The following is a 20114-nucleotide window of genomic DNA, read 5'->3' on the forward strand; positions in this document are numbered from 1 at the left end:
TTGTCAAACAAATGCTTTCGAGTCCGCGATAATAAAAACCCATTACGCAAAAGATGTGTTGGGTTTATACCAAGGTGTCGCAACGGTATCTATCAATATACATTCGATTATAGAATCAATATATATTTCGATATCGTATAATTGGACGAAAAACCTATGCGACGTGTTGATTTCCAAAATATAGCAGGAGGTCAAAATGACGGACGCAGTAGGACTCTATCAGGTTAAGCTTCTCGTACAGGTTGGCGACGGGCATCTTGCCGGTGCGCCCACGCTCGAGCTCGCTCTGCTGGTCAACGCGCCGACCGGCCATATCACCGGTACCGCGCATATCACGCAGGCGCTGCCGCCACCCTATGGATCGATCGAATTTCCGGTGAGCGGCGTGCTGCACCATACCGGGTTCGGCCACGATACGAAGCTCGTCGCGCTGACCGGCGAATATGTCGTGTCGGTGCCGCCGCCCGCGATCGGCAGCTATCTCGCGCACTTCTCGGCGGCGCTCGCGCTCGATGGGGCGTGGAATGGCGTGGGCAGCTACGCTTATGGCAACCACACGATTCCGCACGCGAAGGTTACCAAGGCAGCCTGATCGCTCCACATCGCGTGCGTCGGCCATCGCGCCGGCGCACGCTTTGCCTGACGCGACGCCTCAGTAAGGCGGCTTGTCGAACCCGCCGGGGCTGAGCGTGAAGATCTCGCAGCCGGTCTCGGTGATGCCGATCGAATGTTCGAACTGCGCCGAGAGCGAGCGGTCGCGCGTCACCGCGGTCCAGCCGTCGTCGAGCAGCTTCACGTCGGCGCGGCCGGTGTTGATCATCGGTTCGATCGTGAAGATCATGCCGGGCTTGAGCTCGGGGCCGGTGCCGGGCTTGCCGACATGGACGACCTCGGGCGCGTCATGGAATAGCTGCCCCAGGCCATGCCCGCAGAAATCGCGGACGATGCCGTAGCGATGCTTTTCGGCATGGCGCTGGATCGCGTGGCCGATGTCGCCGAGATGGTTGCCGGGTTTCGCCTGCTCGATGCCGAGCATCAGGCATTCATAGGTCACCTCGACGAGGCGCTTCGCCTTGATCGGCACGTCGCCGATCAGATACATCCTGCTGCTGTCGCCATGCCAGCCGCCGAGGATCGGGGTCACGTCGACATTGACGATGTCACCGCTTTTCAGCGTCTTCTCGCTCGGGATGCCGTGGCACACGACATGGTTGAGCGACATGCAGCTCGAATGCGTATAGCCGCGATAGCCGAGCGTCGCCGGGACCCCGCCGCGCTCGACGATGAAACGGCGGACCATGTCGTCGATCTCGGCGGTCGAGGTGCCGGGCACCATGTGCGGGACGATCATGTCGAGCGTTTCGGCGGCGAGTTTCCCGGCGGCGTGCATCCCGTCGAACGCATCGCGGCCATAAAGCTTGATCGCGCCGGTGCGGCCGGAGGGGGCGTCGGCGGTTACGGTTACATAGTCGGTCATGCACACGATATAGCGAAACCGCTTTCGCTTTGCGAGGGGGCGGCGGCGGGGCTATGGCAGGGACATGACGACACGCATCTGGACGGCCGCGCTCGCGGTGATCGGCGACGAAATCCTGTCGGGCCGCACGCAGGACAAGAATGTCGCGCAGATCGCGGCGTGGCTCAACGTCCAGGGGATCCGCCTCGCCGAGGTGCGGATCGTCGCCGACAAGCCCGACGCGATCGTCGAGGCGGTCAATACCTTACGCGAGCGCAACGATTATCTGTTCACGACCGGCGGGATCGGGCCGACGCATGACGACATCACCGTCGATGCGATCGCCGAGGCGCTCGGCGTGCCGGTGGTGTTCCATCCGCAAGCCGTCGCCGTGCTGGAGGCCTATTACGCGACGCGTGGCGGGCTGACCGAGCCGCGCAAGCGGATGGCGCGCGTGCCCGAGGGCGCCGACCTGATCGAGAACCGCATGTCGGGTGCGCCGGGGATCCGCGTCGGCAACGTCTTCATCATGGCGGGGGTGCCGCACATCACTGCGGGGATGCTCGATGCGCTGACGGGAACGCTCGAGGGCGGGCTGCCGGTGCTGTCGCGCACGATCGGCTGCTGGGTCGCCGAGAGCGAAGTCGCCGATCTGCTGCGCCAGGCCGAGAAAAGCCATGAGGGCGTCGCCATCGGGAGTTACCCCTTCTTCCGCGACGGACGCACCGGCGCCAATTTCGTCGTGCGCGCGACCGATGCGGCTCTCGCCGACCGGTGCATCGCCGATCTCACTCAGGCGTTGGAAGGGACCGGCCGCAGCGTCGTGGCCGGCGGGATTTGAGAGTTGGGAGCGAACCGATGAAGCGCATCTATCTGGCGGCACTGCTCACGGTGACCTTGGCGGGGTGCGATGGCAGCCCGAGCGGCAGCAGCGCGCCCGCCGCCGTCGCGACGCATGATCCGATGGAGGCGAAGATCGATGCGCTCTCGCCATCGCTCCAGGAAACGACGATGTTCCGCGCGATCCAGGACGGCGGCTACACCTGCCAGAAGATCGTGCGGATGGAGAAGCACGCGCCGATCGACGGCAAGGCGGTGTGGATCGCCGAGTGCGACGACAAGGGGCAATATGTCATCACGCTCCAGCCCGGCGGGATTTTCTGGGTGAGCGGCGTGCCGCAGCCGAAGAAGCCGCGCTGACGCGGACCAAGCTCAGCGTTTGCCAGCGCAAGCGGCGGTACGACTCCGAGGTGGCGGCTGTGGACGCGATCGCGGTCTCGGGGCTCGTGCTGCGGAGCTATAGGTGCGACCGGTGCCGGCAGTTTCATTTGACGAGCCGCACCAAGGGGAAGCGGGTGTTGGGGATCGGGGCGGGTTCGGGCTGAACCGAGGAGCCCCCACTGTTGGCGTGATCCGAACGCTACTCCCACCCGTCATCCCCGCGAAAGCGGGGATCCCGCTGCCTGGCCCGCGGTCAGAAGAAGCGGGACCCTCGCTTTCGCGAGGGTGACGGGGGGCAGGGGTGACGAGTTCGGGGCGCAATTGGCAAGCGGCGCGCATGGATTCCGGATCAAGTCCGGCATGACTGCGTTGGAATCGGCGCGGCGAAAACGGTCATTCCCCAGATCGCCGTTGCAGCACGGCGCTTCGAGGCGCAGGTGTCCCGTTCCGCCGACCCCCGACCAGCCGATCAAGCGCTGGCATTGGAGAGCCCATCCATCCGGTTTCAGCCGCCCGCGGTGCGCTGACCCAAAGCCTTCGGACATCCCATGCGATTGCGCCGCCGGGGCCTCGCCTCGATCAACAGCGAAATCCGCGACGGCATCCTGCCCGCCGCGGGCGACATCGCGCAGGTCGCGCGCGAGGATGGCGCGGTCGATCATACGCCCAAAAATTACCGGCTGGTCGCGCTGATCATCGCCTGCGCGCTGTTCATGGAGCAGATGGACGCGACGATCCTCGCGACAGCGCTGCCGACGATGGCGCGCGATTTCCATGTGCCCGCGACCAATATGAGCTCGGCGCTGACCTCGTACCTGCTGGCGCTGGCGATCTTCATTCCGGCGAGCGGGCGGCTGGCCGATCGCTTCGGGTCGCGCACCGTGTTCCGCGCGGCGATCCTGATCTTCGTCGCGGGCTCGGCGCTGTGCGGCGTCGCGCCGAACCTGCCCTTCATCATGGGCGCGCGCTTCCTGCAGGGGCTGGGCGGCGCGATGATGATCCCGATCGGGCGGCTCGTGCTGCTGCGCAGCGTCGCCAAAGAGGACATGGTCTCGGCAATGTCGTGGCTGATCATGCCCGCGCTGATCGGGCCGATCCTGGGGCCGCCGGTCGGCGGCGCGATCGTCACCTATCTCGACTGGCGCTGGATCTTTTATCTCAATCTGCCGATCGGGCTGCTCGGTGTCTTCCTGGTGACGCGCTATATCGGCGAGGTGCGCGCCGAGACGCCGGTGCGGGCGGATCCCCTGGGGTTCGTGCTGTCGGGCGTGGCGCTTGGCTGCCTGTTGTTCGGGTTCGAGATGACGAGCCGGACGGGCGAGTTGCCGGTGGCGCTCGGCCTGATCGGGATCGGCTGTGTCGCGGGCGCGCTCTACATCCGCCATGCGCGGCACCGCGCCGATCCGATCCTCGATCTGTCGCTGATGCGCGTGCCGACCTTCCGCCTGTCGCTGATCGGCGGATCGCTGACGCGGATCACGCAGGGCGCGCAGCCCTTCCTGCTGCCGATGATGCTGCAATTGGGCTTCGGCATGACCGCGGCGGCGAGCGGCGCGATCACCGTCGCGGGGGCGATCGGGTCGCTTGCGATGAAGGGGCTGGCGCCGCGCATTTTGCGGCGCTGGGGGTTCCGGCGCAGCCTGATCGTCGGCGGGCTGGGGGCGAGTGCGGGCTATGCGGTGTGCGGGCTGTTTCGGCCCGATTGGCCGGTGCCGGTGATCTTCGGCGTGCTGATGGTGTCCGGGTTTTTCATGTCGTTCCAATTCTCGGCGTACAACACGATCGCCTATGACGAGATTCCGAGCGACCGGATGAGCTCGGCGACGAGCTTCTACGCGACCTTCCAGCAATTGATGCTGTCGTTCGGGATCTGCGTTGGGGCAGCGTCGCTGCACGTCGGGATGTTGGGGGGCGGGCATGCGCTGCCGCGGCTCGGCGATTTTACGCTGGCGTTTTTGGTGGTCACCGCGGTGTCGGCGAGCGCGACGATCTGGAACGCGCGGTTTGCAGCCGATGCGGGGGCGGGGATGAGCGGGCATCGGGGCGGATAGGTGGGGCTTGAGGGCGGATGGCTGCTCTCGCCCAGACCCGGTCGCTTGGATCCTTCAGTGCAATACCAATAGCGGACGTCCAATGGATCGAGTTGCATAGGATCGCTTTGCTGGGCAGTTATGCCTGATGAGCGGAACAGCTTCATATCAAGCGGAGAGGCGCGTCCGGGAGGCGCTGGAGGCAGTGTACCGCACTTTCGACTTACCGCCTCCCCGAACGATCGAAGGGTGCCCATGCTGCATGTCGACACGCGGCACCGATGTTCTGCTCACCACCCCGTTGCGACAGCTGTCCGGTCAGGCGCTCTGGCGTTACGTGTCTGGCGCCTTCCTGACGATTGGCGACGAACAAGATTTTCGTTATCTTCTGCCTCGCATTCTCGACATATCGGTGTTTGATCCGGGCAACTCCAACGATCCCGAGATTGTGCTGGGCAAGCTTCCGCTCGCGCACTGGCGATCTTGGGCTCCGACTGAGCAGAACGTGATCGAAGCGTTCGTTGACGCTTGGTTCGAGTGGGCGCTCGCAAGTGACGTGGCCGAGGTGGAAGAAGGCTTGATCGGAACGGACGCGGAGAGCGTGCTGTGTGGCGCAGCGAGAGCGAAGATGCCGCTGCATCACTGGCTCCTGCGCTTGTTAGAACCGGACGCTGCGCCAGTCCTGATCGACATGAAACACCGCTTTCCAGCCGAGATGTCAGGGTTTTGGGAGTTCGCGCCGGCCGGCTTGCAAGAGCTCTCAACGATTCTGGCACAAGGGCGAGCCTAGGTCCGCTTTCCACCGGTGCCCGACATAGCCAATACCGTCGCCCCGGCGGAGGCCGGGGCCTCTGGATGGCTTGGCGAGCAGCCGGACACCAGCATGGAGGTCCCGGCCTTCGCCGGGGCGACGGTTATATGTGCGGGCCGGACTCCGCCAAGTTCGGACGTGTGTGACCCAAGATTGTAGGGTTTAGGCCCTTTCTGGCGGGAAGGAATGACCTAGGTCCGCCCCTCCCCTTCAGGGGAGGGGATGGGGGTGGGGGGTGCCTCGCCGAGAGCAACCGTTGTGACTTCCCCACCCCAACCCCTCCCCTGAAGGGGAGGGGCTTTTAGGACGGCTCACCCTACGAACGCGCGCTCGATCACATATTGCCCCGGATGCGAGTTCGAGCCCTCTACGAAGCCCATCGTCTCGAGCTTGGCGGCGAGGTCCTTGATCATCGCCATGCTGCCGCACAGCATGATCCGGTCGGTCTCGGGGTCGAGGTGCTTCTCGCCCGGCATGTCCTTGAACAGCGTGCCGTCGTCGATCAGCGCGTCGATCCGCCCGGTCGTGTGGAACGGCTCGCGCGTCACGGTCGGCACATAGGAGAACGCCGTCGCCGCCTGCTCGTCGACGAGCGGATCATCCGCCAACTTCGCTTCGAGCGGCTCGCGGTACGCCAGATCGACGACGCGGCGCACGCTGTGGACGATCTGGATCTGGTCGAAGCGATCGTAGATCTCGGGATCGCGCGCGACGCTGAGGAATGGCGCGAGGCCGGTCCCGGTCGACAGCATGAACAGCCGCTTGCCCGGCAGCAGCGCATCGGCGACGAGCGTGCCGGTCGGCTTGCGGCCGAGATAGACCTGGTCGCCGGGCTGGATCTGTGACAGGCGCGAGGTGAGCGGGCCATCGGGCACGCGGATCGAGAGGAATTCGAGTTCCTCTGCATAAGCCGGGCTCGCGATCGAATACGCGCGCAACAACGGGCGCTGCTCGCCGGCGAGGCCGAGCATCACGAATTCGCCCGAGCGGAAGCGGAAGCTCGCGGGCCGCGTGATCGTGAAGCTGAACAGATGCTCGTTCCACATCCGCACGCTGAGCACGGTTTCGACGCTCAGCGCCGAGGTCGGTTCTAGACCGGGCAGGCTTGTCACCACATCACTCATCAATCGATCGTCCTTCAATGCAAATCCGCCGCCACACCGTCGCATCGGGTATCGTCCCGATCCCGGCGCGGCTGCCCATCGCACCTCTTCCTGCAAAACGACCGACACGGGGCCGGCGACAGCGCGGCCCCTGGGCGATCGACATAATCGCGCACCCGTTACTCCGGTCGGGTGCTACAATTCAACTCGTAACTTCGTCGCGATCAGGCGGGCAGCTTCTCGACCAGCGCGGCGATGCTGTTGCCGGTAAAGGCGGTGAGCGACACGCCGTCGAGCTGGATCGCGCGCTCGAGCGTCAGCGTCGCTGCCGATTGATGTGCGGGATCGAGCTCGCGCCATGCACGCACCGCGCCTTCGAGGCTGGTGACCTCGGCGACGTCCTCCGCGCCGCGCGGCACGTCTTCGAGCGCGGCGCTCATCCGCCAGTCGATCGGGGGCGTCTTGGTGTCGTTGCCCCAGGTTGCTTCGGTCATGATCGTTTGCCTCGTGCTAGAATTGCCAACCGGCCCAGACCGACACAGCGCCGGGGAGCCTTGGTATGTTCCCCCATTTGCGCCTGCGCGAGCGCAAATCGCGTCCGGCGCGGACTCTTTTGGGATGGACGCGGTTGGGCGCGGGTGGGGTGGGCGATCTTTTCGCCCGATCGAAACGCTCGATCGAAACGCTCGGTTGACAGCGCCACACAAACCTCGGAAAAGCGCCGCCACGCGGGTGTAGCTCAATGGTAGAGCAGAAGCTTCCCAAGCTTACGACGAGGGTTCGATTCCCTTCACCCGCTCCATCCCATCCCTGACGAAACGACGAGCGCCCTGGGCCTTCCCATCGCGCTGCGATCGCGGCTAAGGCGCGCGCTTGCGATGGGTCGTAGCGACCCAGCGGCGGCATTAGGGATGACGGCCATGCCCCTCGAAACGGTATCCGAAGTACGCGCGCATGGCGGGACGCAGGGCGTCTATCGCCACGATTCGTCTGAGACTGGCACGCCGATGACGTTCAGCGTGTTCGTTCCCGATCATGCGCCAGGCGATCGGCTGCCGGTGCTGTGGTATCTTTCGGGGCTGACCTGCACCCAGGCGAACGTGACCGAAAAGGGCGAGTATCGCGCGGCGTGTCGCGAGGCCGGGATCATTTTCGTCGCGCCCGATACCTCGCCGCGCGGGGAGGGCGTTCCCGACGATGTCGATGGGGCGTATGATTTCGGGCTCGGCGCGGGCTTCTATGTCGATGCGACGCAGGCGCCGTTCGCGCAGCATTACCGCATGGCGAGCTATGTCACCGAGGAGCTGCCTGCGCTCGTTGCAGAGCATTTTCCGGTCGATCCCGCGCGGCAGTCGATAACCGGGCATTCGATGGGCGGGCATGGCGCGCTGACGCTCGCGCTGGGGCGACCGGGGCGGTATCGCTCGGTTTCGGCGTTTGCGCCGATCGTCGCGCCGAGCCAGGTGCCGTGGGGGGAGAAGGCGCTGGCGGGCTATCTCGGCGAGGATCGCGCGGCGTGGCGCAAGCACGACGCGGTGGCGCTGATCGAGGATGGCGCGCGGGTGCCCGCGTTGCTCGTGGATCAGGGTGATGCGGATGCGTTTCTTGAGAACCAGCTGCGGCCCGAATTGCTCGAGGCGGCGTGCGATGCGACCGGGATCCCGCTCGAGCTGCGGATGCAGCCGGGGTACGACCACAGCTATTACTTCATCTCGACCTTCCTCGCCGAGCACGTCGCCTGGCATGCGCGTCAGCTCGTCGGCTGACGCGCACGCGCGGCGTCAGAACAGGCGCTTGAGCAGCCCGACATTGGTCTTGGCGAGGTCGATCACCGAATCGCCGCGGCCGCTGATCACCGCTTTCGCCATGTAGAGCGTGAAGCCCTTCATCTGCTCGAGTGTGATCGCGGGCGGCATCGACAGCTCGTTCCGCGCAGTCACGGCATCGAGCAGCGCGGGGCCGGGGTGGGCGAGCACGTTGCGCACCGCGGTCTCGACATCGCCGGGATCGGTGACGCGCACGCCGTGCAGGCCGATCGCGCGCGCCATCGCGGCGAAATCGGGATTGTCGAGCGTGACGCCGGTCTCGACCAGCCCCGCCGCCTTCATCTCCATCTCGACGAAGCCGAGCGTGCCGTTGTTGAAGACGATGATCTTCACCGGCAGGCCGAGCTGCTTCACTGTCAGCAATTCGCCCATCAGCATGGCGAGACCGCCATCGCCCGACAGCGTGACGACCTGGCGCTGCGGATAGGTTGCTTGAACGCCGATCGCCTGCGGCAGCGCGTTCGCCATCGAGCCGTGGTTGAACGAGCCGATCAGGCGGCGGCGGCCGTTCATCTTGAGATAGCGAGCGGCCCAGATCGTTGGCGTGCCGACGTCGCACGCGAACACCGCGTCGTCTGCGGCCAGTTCGCTCACCACGCGCGCGACGTGCTGCGGGTGGAGCAGGCCGCTGCCCGGCGTGCCGTGCGCGAGTTCGTCGAGGCCTTCGCGCGCCTTGGCGTAATTTTCGCGCGCGTCCTTGAGGAAGGCACCGTCGCGCCCGGCCTTGAGTTGCGGCAGCAGCGCCGCGATCGTCGCGCCGACATCGCCGACCAGCCCGAGATCTATCGCCGTGCGGCGACCGAGATTTTCGGGGCGCAGGTCGATCTGGGCGACCTTGGCCTTTTCGGGGTAGAATTGGCGGTAGGGGAAGTCGCTGCCGAGGATCAACAGCGTGTCGCAGCCGAGCATCGCGTCATAGCCCGACGAGAAGCCGATCAGACCGGTCATCCCGACATCATACGGATTGTCGTATTCGACGAATTCCTTGCCGCCGAGCGCGTGGACGACCGGTGCCTGCAACGCGCCGGCGAGCTCGACCAGTGCGGCGTGCGCAGTTCGGCAGCCGCGGCCGGCGAGGATCGTGACCTTGTCCGAGCCGTTGAGCAGCTCGGCCAGCTGGGCGATCTCGGGCGCGCCTGGGACGACCGTTGCCTTTGGCGGGAGCAGCGCTTGTGCCGAGCGGGCGAGGGTGCCCGTCGTGCTGCGCAGCGCGACGTCGCCCGGCATTGCGACGACCGACACACCGCGATGCCCCACGGCCGCGCGGATCGCGGTGTCGAGTGTGCGCGGCATCTGGTCCGCGTCGGAGATCGTCTCGCAATAGACGCTGCATTCGCGGAACAGCGCTTCGGGCCGCGTTTCCTGGAAATAGTTCGAGCCGATTTCGCCGCTCGGCACCTGCGCGGCGATTGCGAGCACCGGTACGCGCGTGCGGTTGCAATCGTACAGCCCGTTGATGAGGTGCATGTTGCCCGGCCCGCACGAGCCCGCGCAGACCGCGAGCTTGCCCGTCAGCTGCGCCTCGGCGCCGGCGGCGAAGGCGGCGGCCTCCTCGTTGCGGACGTGCACCCAGGCGATCTTGCCGCGGCGGCGCAGCGCGTCGGTCAGGCCGTTGAGGCTGTCGCCGACGACGCCGTAGATGCGCTCGACCCCGGCGAGTTCGAGCGTTTCGGCAAACAAATCGGCGATTGTGGTCTTGGACATGGTCGGTCTCCGCAAGCGGTAAGGGTCAGCGGAGGTCGGGCTGCCAGATATAGCCGGTGCCGCGCTTCACGACCCGCCCGACGCCGGGGAAGGGGAAGTGCGGCGCGAAGATCCGCTCATGGCTCGCGGCGAGCTGCGCGAGGGTCGCCTCGCGGCGGACCATCCCCTGCTTGGCGTCGGTGTCGTAGGCGATCACCCATTCGGGCTTGGCGAGCGAGACGATCGCGCTGTGCGCGCTGTCGCCGATGTCGAGCAGGCGCTCCTTGCCCGAGGTGATCTCATAGCCCGAATGGCCGGGGGTGTGGCCGGGCAGCGGGACCGAGCGGATGCCAGGCACGACCGTCGCGCCGGGGGTGAAGGTCTGCACTTTGGACGTGATCGCTGCGGCCAACGCGGCATTGTCGGGCTTGCTCTTGAGAAACGCCCATTCGGCCGCGGCCATGCGGATCGTCGCGTTGGGGAAGGCGAGGCCGCCGTCTGCGGTGAGGAGGCCGCCGACATGGTCGCCGTGCGAATGCGTGATCAGCACGTCGGTGACCTTGGCGGGATCGATGCCGGCGGCGGCGAAACTCTTGGGCAGCGACCCGCCGACCTTGGGGCCGAGGCCGGTGTCGATCAGCACGGTGTGCCCCGGCATCTCGACGAGCAGCGCGTCGACGCCGAGCGGGAGCGTATCGGTTGGCGCGCCGGCCTGGCGCAGCACCGCCGACACGGCGGGCACGCCGACTTGCGGGCCGAACACGCTGGCGTCGTTGGGCACCGCATTGATCATGTCGCGCAACGCTACGAGCCGCAGGCTGCCGAGCTTGAACGCGGTGGCGGCGGGGGCGATCGGTACGGGGCCGGCCAGTGCGGAGCTCCCGGCGAGCATGGCGAGCGCGGCGGCGAAGAGCGATTTGATGGGCATAGGGATCCTCGTGAGAGCGGAGCAACGATCCCGCGATCGCCGCGGGTCTAACCCGTGGTCAGTTTGCTGGTTCCACAGGTGCGGGGTCAACCGCGTTCGGCGCGCAATCCGACGCTACCGCTTTGAAACGCGCCGCGCTATTGGCGGTGGTAACACGAGAAACTAAGAGAGGCCGATCATGAACCAGATGGATTTCGCGCTGGGCGAGACGGCGGATATGATCCGCGACACGACGCAGCGCTTCGCGACCGACCGTATCGCGCCGATCGCGGCGAAGGTCGATGCGGAGGACTGGTTCCCGCAGAGCCTGTGGCCCGAGATGGGCGCGCTCGGCCTGCACGGCGTGACCGTTGCCGAAGAGGATGGCGGGCTCGGGCTCGGCTATCTCGAGCATGTCATCGCCTGCGAGGAAGTGTCGCGCGCGTCGGCGTCGGTTGGCCTGAGCTATGGCGCGCACTCGAACCTGTGCGTCAACCAGATCGCACGCTGGGCGTCGCCTGAGCAGAAGGCCAAGTACCTCCCCAAGCTGATCTCGGGCGAGCATGTTGGGAGCCTTGCGATGTCCGAGGCGGGCGCCGGGTCGGATGTCGTCGGCATGAAGCTCAAGGCCGACAAGGTGCAGGGCGGTTATGTGCTCAACGGCACCAAATTCTGGATCACCAACGCGGCTTATGCCGATACGCTCGTCGTCTATGCCAAGACCGGCGAGGGCTCGCGCGGTATCACCACCTTCCTGATCGAGAAGGACATGCCGGGCTTCGCGATCGGGCAGAAAATCGACAAGATGGGGATGCGCGGTTCGCCGACGGCGGAACTCGTTTTCACCGATTGCGAGGTGCCCGAGGAAAACATCATGGGCCCGGAGAATGGCGGCGTCGGCGTGCTGATGTCGGGGCTCGATTACGAGCGGACCGTGCTCGCCGGGATCCAGCTCGGGATCATGCAGGCGTGCCTCGACGTGGTCGTGCCGTACGTGCGTGAGCGGCGGCAGTTCGGCAAGGCGATCGGCAGCTTCCAGCTGATGCAGGCCAAGATCGCCGACATGTACGTCGCGCTCAATTCGGCGCGCGCCTATGTCTATGCGGTGGCGCGCAGCTGCGATGACGGGCGGACGACGCGCTTCGATGCGGCGGGCGCGATCCTGCTCGCGAGCGAGAATGCCGTGAAGGTTGCCAACGAGGCCGTGCAGGCGCTGGGCGGGGCGGGCTATACCAAGGACTGGCCGGTCGAGCGCTATTATCGCGACGCAAAGCTGCTCGACATCGGCGCGGGGACCAACGAGATCCGCCGGATGCTGATCGGGCGCGAGCTGATCGGCAACGACGCACCCGCCGCGCAGTAACGCATGTCCGTCATCCCGGCCTTGTGCCGGGATCCACCGTGGTCTTGGCGTTACAATCGCCAGCTATGCGGCACGGTGGATGCCGGGACGAGCCCGGCATGACGGGGTTGGGGCGGCGGGGCCCGCGTCTTACCAGACGTGAACCCGCGCGCCCGGCGCGAGGTACAGCTTCTCGCTCGGCTGCACCTTGTACGCCGGATACCAGGCGTCGAGGTTGCGCACCGTCAGCACGCGGAACATCGCCGGCGCATGGACATCGGTCGCGATCCGCGCGCGCAGTGCCTTGTCGCGCATCTTGGTCCGCCAGCTCTGCGCGAACGCCAGGAAGAAGCGCTGGTCGCCGGTCATCCCGTCAATCACCGGCGGCTCCTTGCCGCCGTACGACGCGCGATACGCCTCGTACGCCGCGGTGAGGCCCGCAGTGTCGGCGATGTTTTCGCCGAGTTCCTGCTTGCCCTTGAGCTTGAGCCCGGGCAGCGCCTCATACGCATCGTACTGCGCCGCAAGCGCCGAACCCGCCTGCTCGAAGCGCGCGAGATCGGCGGGCGTCCACCAATTGCGATACTTGCCGGTCGAATCGAAATCTGCGCCGAGATTGTCGAAGCTGTGGCTGATCTCATGCCCGATCACCGCGCCGATCGCGCCGTAATTGGCCGCCGCATCATATTTCGCGTCGAAATACGGCGCCTGCAGGATCGCGGCGGGGAAGTTGAGCGCGTTCTGCAGCGGTAGATTGACCGCGTTCACCGTTTGCGGCGTCATCCACCATTCGGTGCGGTCGGGCGCCTTGCCGAGCTTGCCGATCTGGTAGCGATAGAACGCCTGATCGGCGCGTTCGAGATTGCCGATCGGGTCCTTCGCGTCGACTGCGAACTTGGGGAAGGCGCGCCAATGGTCGGGATAGCCGACGCCGACATAGAGCACCGAGAGCTTGCGGCGCGCCTCGGCCTTGGTGCCGGGGGTCATCCAGTCGAGCTTCTGGATGCGCTGGTCGAACGCGCCGACGATGTTCTTGACCATCGTCTGGATCTCGGCCTTCGACTGCGCCGAGAAATAGCGCGCGGCGTAGAGCCGGCCGACCTCGTCGCCGAGCGCCGCGTTGACCGCGGCGATGCTCCGCTTGTCGCGCGTCTGCTGCGCGGGGGTGCCGTTGAGCTGCTTGCCGTAGAAGGCGAAGCGCGCATCGTCGAACGCCTTGGGGAGGACCGAGGCGACCGCGGTGATGCGGTGCGCGGTCAGCCAGTCCTGCCAGTCGGCGAGTGGCTCGCTCGCGACCAGGCCCGAGAGCTTGGTGATCGCATCGGGCTGCCACGCGATGAAGTCCTGCTGGCCGGCGGGGATGCCCGCCGCCGCCCAATAGGCCGTCCAGTCGAGCCCCGGCGCCTTGCGTGCGAAGTCGGCGCGGGTCCACGGATTGTCGCCCTTGCTCGCGTCCTGGCTCGCTTCGATATCGGTCTGCGCGGCGGCGATCTTCATTTCGAGCGCGAAGACGCGCGCGGCGCGTGCTGCCGGATCGCTCAGGCCGGCGAGGCCGAAGATCTGCGTCAGATAGGCTTTGTAGCCTTCACGCAGCTCGGCCATTTGCGGGCTCTGCGACAGATAATAGTCGCGGTCGGCAAGGCCGAGGCCGCCCTGCATCAGATACGGCGTGTTGCGCTTGGGCTGGTTGAGATCCTGCGAGACGAACAGGCCGAACAGATTGGTCGTGCTGGCGTAATTGTTGTTGTTGAACGGGTCGGTATCGGCGCGCATCTGCGCGCCCATCAGCTTCGCCAGCGCGGCCTTGTCGCGCAGCGCATAATAGGGCGCGATGAGGGCCTTAAGCGGCGCGACGCCGCGCGCCTCGATCGCGGCGGTGTCGTTATATGCTGCGTAATAGTCGGCGATCAGCCGCTGGCTGGTGCCGGGCGCGGCCTTGGCCTTGGCGGCGTCCTGGATGATTGTTGCGTTGCGCGCCTCGGCAACCTTCGACACCTCGACCCCGACGCCCGTCGACGAGCGCGCGGGCTCGATCTCGGCGGTCTTGCGCCAGGTGCCGTTGGCGTAATCGTCGAAATTGTCGCCCGGCTTGACGCTCTTGTCGATCAGCGCCGGGTCGACCCCCGACTGCGTGCCGATCATCTGCGCCGCCACGCCGGTGGCGATCGCCGAGCTGGCGAGCAATGCGATCGAAAGGACGGTCAGGCGTTTCATCGGGATGTTTCCTCGGCAACTATCTGGAGCGCGGTATACGCGCTCCGCTGCGTCTGCCAATCGGCTTTCCTTCGGGGGCGCGGATCGCTAGGCCGTTTCATATGCAACGGATACCGCAAGCAGGAAGCCCGCTTTGAGCGCCCCCGTCCTCGACACCAAGCTCAGCGCCGATGGCGAGACCTTCCGCGCCAATGCCGCGCACAATCGCGCCTTGGTCGAGCGCTTGCGCGGCGACGTCGCGCGAGCCGCGCTCGGGGGAACCGAGAAGAGCCGCGAACGCCATACCGCACGCGGCAAGCTGCTCCCGCGCGAGCGGGTCGAGCGGTTGCTCGATCCGGGTTCACCGTTTCTCGAGATCGGCCAGCTCGTCGCCAATGGGCTGTACGACGATGAAGTGCCGGGCGCGGCCGTGATCGCCGGGATCGGGCGCGTCTCGGGGCGGCAGTGCATGATCGTGTGCAACGATGCGACGGTGAAGGGCGGGACGTACTACCCGCTGACGGTCAAGAAGCATCTGCGTGCGCAGGAGATTGCGGAAGCAAACATGCTGCCGTGCATCTACCTCGTCGATTCGGGCGGCGCGAACCTGCCGCACCAAGCCGAGGTCTTCCCCGACCGCGACCATTTCGGGCGGATCTTCTTCAACCAGGCGAATATGTCGGCCAAGGGTATCCCGCAGATCGCCTGCGTGATGGGGTCTTGCACCGCGGGCGGCGCTTATGTGCCAGCCATGTCCGACGAGACGATCATCGTGCGCGGGCAGGGGACGATCTTCCTCGCGGGGCCGCCTTTGGTGAAGGCGGCGACCGGCGAGGTAATCTCGGCCGAGGAGCTGGGCGGCGCGGATACGCATGGGCTGCGCTCGGGCGTGGTCGATCACGTCGCCGAGAATGACGAACATGCGCTGACGATCGTCCGCGACATCGTATCGACCTTGCAGCCCCAGATGGGCGGCGACGTCAACATGAAGGAGCCGCGACCGCCGAAGTTCGACGCCGAGGAGCTGTACGGCATCGTCCCGAGCGACGTGCGCGCGCCGTACGACGTGCACGAGATCATCGCGCGGTTGGTCGATGGGTCGGAATTCCACGAGTTCAAGGCGCTGTACGGCACGTCTTTGGTCTGTGGTTTCGCGCATATCTGGGGGATCCCCGTCGCGATCCTCGCCAATAACGGCGTGCTGTTCTCGGAGAGCGCGCAGAAGGGCGCGCATTTCATCGAGCTGGCGTGCCAGCGGCGGATCCCGTTGCTGTTCCTGCAGAACATCTCGGGCTTCATGGTCGGTGGCAAATACGAGGCCGAGGGGATCGCCAAGCATGGGGCCAAGCTCGTCACCGCGGTGGCGACGGCGACCGTGCCGAAGATCACCGTGTTGATCGGTGGCAGCTTCGGCGCGGGCAATTACGGGATGTGCGGGCGGGCGTATTCGCCGCGCTTCCTGTTCAGCTGGCCCAACAGCCGCATCTCGGTGATGGGCGGCGAGCAAGCGGCGTCGGTGCTGGCGACCGTCCACCGCGACGCCGATGGCTGGTCGGACGCCGAGGCCGAGGCGTTCAAGGCGCCGATCCGCCAGAAATATGAGGACGAAGGCAACCCCTGGTACGCCACTGCGCGGCTGTGGGACGACGGCATGATCGATCCGGCGCAGACGCGCGACGTGCTTGGGCTCGCGTTCGCGGCGACGCTCAACGCGCCGATCCCCGAACGCCCGGCGTTCGGCGTGTTTCGGATGTGATGGCCGATCCGACCTTTATCCTTCCCCGTTTTGCGAGACCCTAAGGAATATCCATGCCCCTGATCCTCGCCCTCCTGCTCGCCGCGCAGATGTCGTCGCAAACCACCCCTGTTCAGCCGATCGTCAAGGGCACCGGCCTGCCGCCCCCCGGCACCGAGGAGGCGCAGGTGATGGCGCCGGTCAATGCGCTGCTCGCCGGGATCGCCGCGCGCGATGCGGCCGCGATCGGCCAGACGCTGCGCAGCGACGCGACCGCCACCGCGGTCGCCGAGCAGGCCGACGGCACGCGCAAGATTACGCATTCGAGCCGCGAGCAATTGCTCGCGCGCTTCGCCCCCGGTCCCGAGCGCTATGACGAGCGGCTCTCCGACGCCGCGGTCGAAGTCGACGGCGACATCGCGATGGTGTGGAGCCCCTACACCTTCCGCATCGACGGCAAGCTCCACCATTGCGGCTACGACCATTTCGATCTGGTGCGCGAGGGCGGCAGCTGGAAGATCCAGAACCTGACCTGGTCCTCGCGCACGACGGGCTGCGAGGGATGACCGACGCCCGTCGCCCCGGCGCAGGCCGGGGCCGCTACGCGTATGCGCGCGGCACTTCTCTTATCGTAACGGCCCCGGCCTGCGCCGGGGCGACGGATAGACACGCATGATCCAGTCTCTGCTCATCGCGAACCGCGGCGAGATCGCCTGCCGCATCATCCGCACCGCCAAGGCGATGGGGGTGCGGACGATCGCGGTCTATTCGGATGCTGATGCCAAGGCGCTCCACGTCCGCCAAGCCGACGAAGCGGTGCATATCGGCGCATCGCCGGCGCGCGAAAGCTATCTGGTCGGCGACAAGATCATCGCCGCGGCCAAGGCGACAGGCGCCGAGGCGATTCACCCCGGCTACGGCTTCCTCTCGGAAAATGCCGACTTCGCGCAAGACGTGATCGACGCCGGGATCGTCTGGGTCGGTCCCAATCCCGACAGCATCCGCGCGATGGGGCTCAAGGACGCCGCGAAGGAGCGGATGATCGCGGTCGGCGTGCCGGTGACGCCGGGCTATCTCGGCGCCGATCAGTCGCCCGAGCGGCTGGCGGCGGAGGCGGCTGCGGTCGGCTACCCGGTGCTGATCAAGGCGGTCGCGGGCGGTGGCGGCAAGGGGATGCGGCGCGTCGACGATCCCGCCGACTTCGCCGATGCCTTGGTCTCGTGCCAGCGCGAGGCGGCGTCGTCGTTCGGCAATACCGACGTGTTGATCGAGAAATACATCCTCTCGCCGCGTCACATCGAGGTGCAGGTGTTCGGCGACAGCCACGGCACCGTCGTCCATCTGTTCGAGCGCGACTGCTCGCTCCAGCGCCGCCACCAGAAGGTGATCGAGGAAGCCCCCGCGCCGGGGATGGACGCCGTCACGCGCGAGGCGATCTGCGCCGCGGCGGTCAAGGCGGCAAAGGCGGTCGATTATGTCGGCGCGGGGACGATCGAGTTCATCGCCGACGCGAGCGAGGGCCTGCGCGCCGACCGCATCTGGTTCATGGAAATGAACACGCGGCTCCAGGTCGAGCATCCGGTGACCGAGGAGATCACCGGGGTCGATCTGGTCGAATGGCAGCTGCGTGTCGCCGGCGGGGAGGCGTTGCCGAAGCGGCAGGAGGATCTGGCCATCAATGGCTGGGCGATGGAGGCTCGGCTGTATGCGGAGAACCCGGCAAGCGGTTTTCTGCCCTCGACCGGAACGCTCGAGCATCTGCGCCTCCCGAACTTTGTGCGGATCGAGACTGGGGTCGAAGAAGCTGGCGAGGTGTCGCCCTTCTACGATCCGATGATCGCCAAGATCATCGTCCATGCGGAAGATCGGTCGGCAGCGATCGCGGCCTTGTGGGACGCGACGGGTGATGTCGAGGTCTGGCCTGTGCGAACCAATGCTGGTTTCCTCGCGCGGATTTGCCAGGATGCGGACTTCGGCGCGGGGACGATCGACACCGGGCTGATCGAGCGGCGCGGGGACGTGCTGACGGTTCCACCCGCGCCCAAGCCCGCGCACCTGCGCGACGCCGCCGCGGCGCTTGCTGCGCGGCCGATGCTTGGCGTGTGGGACGACGCGATCGGGTTGCGGCTCAACGCGGCGCCCCGTTCCGAGGTGCGGATCGTCGACGACGCGGGCGCGGTGCACGTCGTCGCCGACCTGATGATCGACGACGGCCCGCCGCAAGACGAAGTCGTTAGCTTCTTCCTTGGCGAAGGGCGCAGCTATCGGCTCGACCAACCGCGCGGGACGGCGATCGGCGGCACAGCCGACGGCGCGATCCTCTCGCCCATGCCCGGCCGCATCATCGCGGTCGATGTCGCGGCGGGCGACAGCGTCGCGAAGGGCCAGAAGCTCGTCACGCTCGAGGCGATGAAGATGGAGCACAGCCTGACCGCGCCGTTCGACGGCACCGTCGCGGAACTCAACGTCGAAGTCGGCGGACAGACGCAGGAAGGCGTCGTGCTCGCGCGGCTGACGCGTGCCGATGCCGCCTGAGACGACAGCCCCGGGCGGCGCGCTCGCCGGGGTCAAGGTGCTCGATCTGTCGCGCGTGCTCGCGGGGCCGTGGGCGACGCAGATGCTCGGCGATCTCGGGGCCGAGGTGCTCAAGATCGAGCAGCCGGGGCAGGGCGACGATACGCGCCGATGGGGGCCGCCGGCGCTCGCCGATGATTCGGGCGATTCGGCCTATTACCTCTGCGCCAATCGCAACAAGCGCTCGCTCGCGATCGATCTCGCGCAGCCCAAGGGGGCCGATCTGATCCGCCGGCTCGCCGCGCAGAGCGACGTGCTGGTCGAGAATTTCCGTGTCGGCGGGCTCGCCAAATACGGGCTCGATTATGCGAGCCTCTCCGCGATCAATCCGCGGCTGGTCTATTGCTCGATCACCGGCTTCGGGCAGGACGGGCCGTACAAGGACAAAGGCGGCTACGACTTCCTGATCCAGGCGATGGGTGGGCTGATGAGCGTCACCGGCGAAGCCGACGGCACGCCGATGAAGGTCGGCGTGCCGATCGTCGACCTGTTCACCGGCACCTATGCGACCGTCGCGATCCTCGCCGCTTTGCGTCACCGCGACGTGACGGGGCAGGGGCAGCATGTCGATTGCGCTCTGCTCGACACTCAGCTGGCGATGCTGTCGAACCAGGCGTCGAACTGGCTCAATGGCGGGACGGTGCCGGTGCGGCGCGGCAACGATCATCCCAACATCGTGCCGTATCGCGATTACGAGACCGCCGATGGCGCGATCGTCGTGGCGCTGGGGAATGACCGGCAGTTCCGCGATTTCCTGCGCGTGCTCGGGTTGAGCGATCTGGGCGACGATCCGCGCTTCGCCAGCGTCGCCTTGCGCAGCGAGCATCGTGAGGCGCTGCACGCGCATCTCGCCCCTGCGGTGGCGCAGTGGGGCTCGGACGATCTTGTTGCGGCGATGGAGGCGGCCAAGCTCCCCGCGGGCAAGGTCGCGGGGCTACCCGAAATCTTCGCCGATCCGCAGGTTGCGCATCGCAAGAACGTCCAGGCGATGGCGCGCGCGGATGGGACGCCGCTGCAGGTCGTCGGCTTCCCAGCGAAGCTATCCGAGACGCCCGCCAGCTATGATCGGGCGCCGCCGCGCGCCGGGGCGGATACGCGCGAGGCGCTGGCGGGGGCTTTGGGTCTGTCCCAGGACGCGCTCGATGCCTTGGTGGCAGCCGGTGTTATCGCTTAGCCAAGGCCGCACCCCGGCGAAGGCAGGGCTTAGGCGCGCAGGTCGGAGTGATCGCGCGT

At 66.6% G+C, this 20114-nt stretch carries 17 protein-coding genes and 1 tRNA gene; 12 read left to right on the forward strand and 6 right to left on the reverse strand.

Annotated features, from left to right (window positions below):
- Positions 1-196 precede the first annotated feature (196 nt).
- Positions 197-592: a DUF1842 domain-containing protein gene (locus tag EAH76_RS22820; protein ID WP_140852569.1), complete on the forward strand. Its 396-nt coding sequence runs from the start codon at positions 197-199 to the stop codon at positions 590-592.
- A gap of 60 nt (positions 593-652) precedes the next feature.
- On the opposite strand, the gene map is transcribed toward EAH76_RS22820, so the two are convergent.
- Positions 653-1477, reverse strand: coding sequence for a type I methionyl aminopeptidase (map, locus tag EAH76_RS22825; RefSeq protein ID WP_140852570.1), 825 nt, complete (start codon positions 1475-1477; stop codon positions 653-655).
- A 64-nt stretch (positions 1478-1541) separates the two neighbouring features.
- On the opposite strand from map, the gene EAH76_RS22830 reads away from it, so the two are divergent.
- The 4 genes from EAH76_RS22830 to EAH76_RS22850 all read left to right on the forward strand — a co-directional run bounded on the left by EAH76_RS22830 (position 1542) and on the right by EAH76_RS22850 (position 5497).
- Positions 1542-2297 carry a competence/damage-inducible protein A gene (locus EAH76_RS22830; RefSeq protein WP_140852571.1) on the forward strand — a complete coding sequence of 252 codons (756 nt, stop codon included), beginning with the start codon at positions 1542-1544 and terminating at the stop codon, positions 2295-2297.
- Positions 2298-2314: 17 nt separating this feature from the next.
- A complete protein-coding gene (locus tag EAH76_RS22835) occupies positions 2315-2656 on the forward strand; it encodes a hypothetical protein (RefSeq protein WP_140852572.1) in 342 nt (113 codons plus the stop codon).
- A gap of 569 nt (positions 2657-3225) precedes the next feature.
- Complete coding sequence (locus EAH76_RS22845; protein WP_194151065.1) at positions 3226-4728, forward strand: MFS transporter; 1503 nt, start codon at positions 3226-3228, stop codon at positions 4726-4728.
- A 241-nt stretch (positions 4729-4969) separates the two neighbouring features.
- Positions 4970-5497, forward strand: coding sequence for a hypothetical protein (locus tag EAH76_RS22850; RefSeq protein WP_140852573.1), 528 nt, complete (start codon positions 4970-4972; stop codon positions 5495-5497).
- Positions 5498-5829: 332 nt separating this feature from the next.
- Here EAH76_RS22850 and EAH76_RS22855 read toward each other — a convergent pair whose 3' ends face one another.
- Positions 5830-6642, reverse strand: a complete 813-nt coding sequence (locus tag EAH76_RS22855) for a ferredoxin--NADP reductase (protein WP_140852574.1) — start codon at positions 6640-6642, stop codon at positions 5830-5832.
- Positions 6643-6845: 203 nt separating this feature from the next.
- Positions 6846-7115: a hypothetical protein gene (locus tag EAH76_RS22860; RefSeq protein WP_140852575.1), complete on the reverse strand. Its 270-nt coding sequence runs from the start codon at positions 7113-7115 to the stop codon at positions 6846-6848.
- A gap of 234 nt (positions 7116-7349) precedes the next feature.
- Between EAH76_RS22860 and EAH76_RS22865 the strand changes: the two genes are divergently transcribed.
- A tRNA-Gly gene (locus EAH76_RS22865) sits at positions 7350-7423 on the forward strand.
- A 118-nt stretch (positions 7424-7541) separates the two neighbouring features.
- Positions 7542-8387, forward strand: a complete 846-nt coding sequence (gene fghA / locus EAH76_RS22875; protein WP_140852576.1) for an S-formylglutathione hydrolase — start codon at positions 7542-7544, stop codon at positions 8385-8387.
- A 15-nt stretch (positions 8388-8402) separates the two neighbouring features.
- On the opposite strand, the gene poxB is transcribed toward fghA, so the two are convergent.
- Positions 8403-10151, reverse strand: a complete 1749-nt coding sequence (poxB, locus tag EAH76_RS22880) for a ubiquinone-dependent pyruvate dehydrogenase (protein WP_140852577.1) — start codon at positions 10149-10151, stop codon at positions 8403-8405.
- A 25-nt stretch (positions 10152-10176) separates the two neighbouring features.
- Positions 10177-11058 carry an MBL fold metallo-hydrolase gene (locus EAH76_RS22885; RefSeq protein WP_140852578.1) on the reverse strand — a complete coding sequence of 294 codons (882 nt, stop codon included), beginning with the start codon at positions 11056-11058 and terminating at the stop codon, positions 10177-10179.
- Between the two features lie 178 nt (positions 11059-11236).
- On the opposite strand from EAH76_RS22885, the gene EAH76_RS22890 reads away from it, so the two are divergent.
- The gene (locus EAH76_RS22890) at positions 11237-12400 is read left to right on the forward strand and encodes an isovaleryl-CoA dehydrogenase (RefSeq protein WP_140852579.1); all 1164 of its coding nucleotides are present in this window, start codon (positions 11237-11239) and stop codon (positions 12398-12400) included.
- A gap of 129 nt (positions 12401-12529) precedes the next feature.
- Here the strand turns inward: EAH76_RS22890 and EAH76_RS22895 are convergent, their stop codons facing one another.
- Positions 12530-14593 carry a M13 family metallopeptidase gene (locus EAH76_RS22895; protein WP_140852580.1) on the reverse strand — a complete coding sequence of 688 codons (2064 nt, stop codon included), beginning with the start codon at positions 14591-14593 and terminating at the stop codon, positions 12530-12532.
- Between the two features lie 133 nt (positions 14594-14726).
- Here EAH76_RS22895 and EAH76_RS22900 point away from each other — a divergent pair, with 133 nt between their 5' ends.
- The 4 genes from EAH76_RS22900 to EAH76_RS22915 all read left to right on the forward strand — a co-directional run bounded on the left by EAH76_RS22900 (position 14727) and on the right by EAH76_RS22915 (position 20055).
- On the forward strand, positions 14727-16328 hold the full coding sequence (locus EAH76_RS22900) for a carboxyl transferase domain-containing protein (RefSeq protein ID WP_140852581.1): 1602 nt from the start codon (positions 14727-14729) through the stop codon (positions 16326-16328).
- A 53-nt stretch (positions 16329-16381) separates the two neighbouring features.
- On the forward strand, positions 16382-16873 hold the full coding sequence (locus EAH76_RS22905) for a nuclear transport factor 2 family protein (protein WP_140852582.1): 492 nt from the start codon (positions 16382-16384) through the stop codon (positions 16871-16873).
- 106 nt (positions 16874-16979) lie between these two features.
- Positions 16980-18842, forward strand: coding sequence for an acetyl/propionyl/methylcrotonyl-CoA carboxylase subunit alpha (locus tag EAH76_RS22910; RefSeq protein ID WP_140852583.1), 1863 nt, complete (start codon positions 16980-16982; stop codon positions 18840-18842).
- Positions 18832-20055 carry a CaiB/BaiF CoA transferase family protein gene (locus EAH76_RS22915; RefSeq protein ID WP_140852584.1) on the forward strand — a complete coding sequence of 408 codons (1224 nt, stop codon included), beginning with the start codon at positions 18832-18834 and terminating at the stop codon, positions 20053-20055. Before EAH76_RS22910 ends, EAH76_RS22915 begins: the two co-directional genes overlap by 11 nt.
- Positions 20056-20114 lie beyond the last annotated feature (59 nt).

Source organism: Sphingomonas glacialis (assembly GCF_006439055.1).
GTDB lineage: Bacteria > Pseudomonadota > Alphaproteobacteria > Sphingomonadales > Sphingomonadaceae > Sphingomonas > Sphingomonas glacialis_A.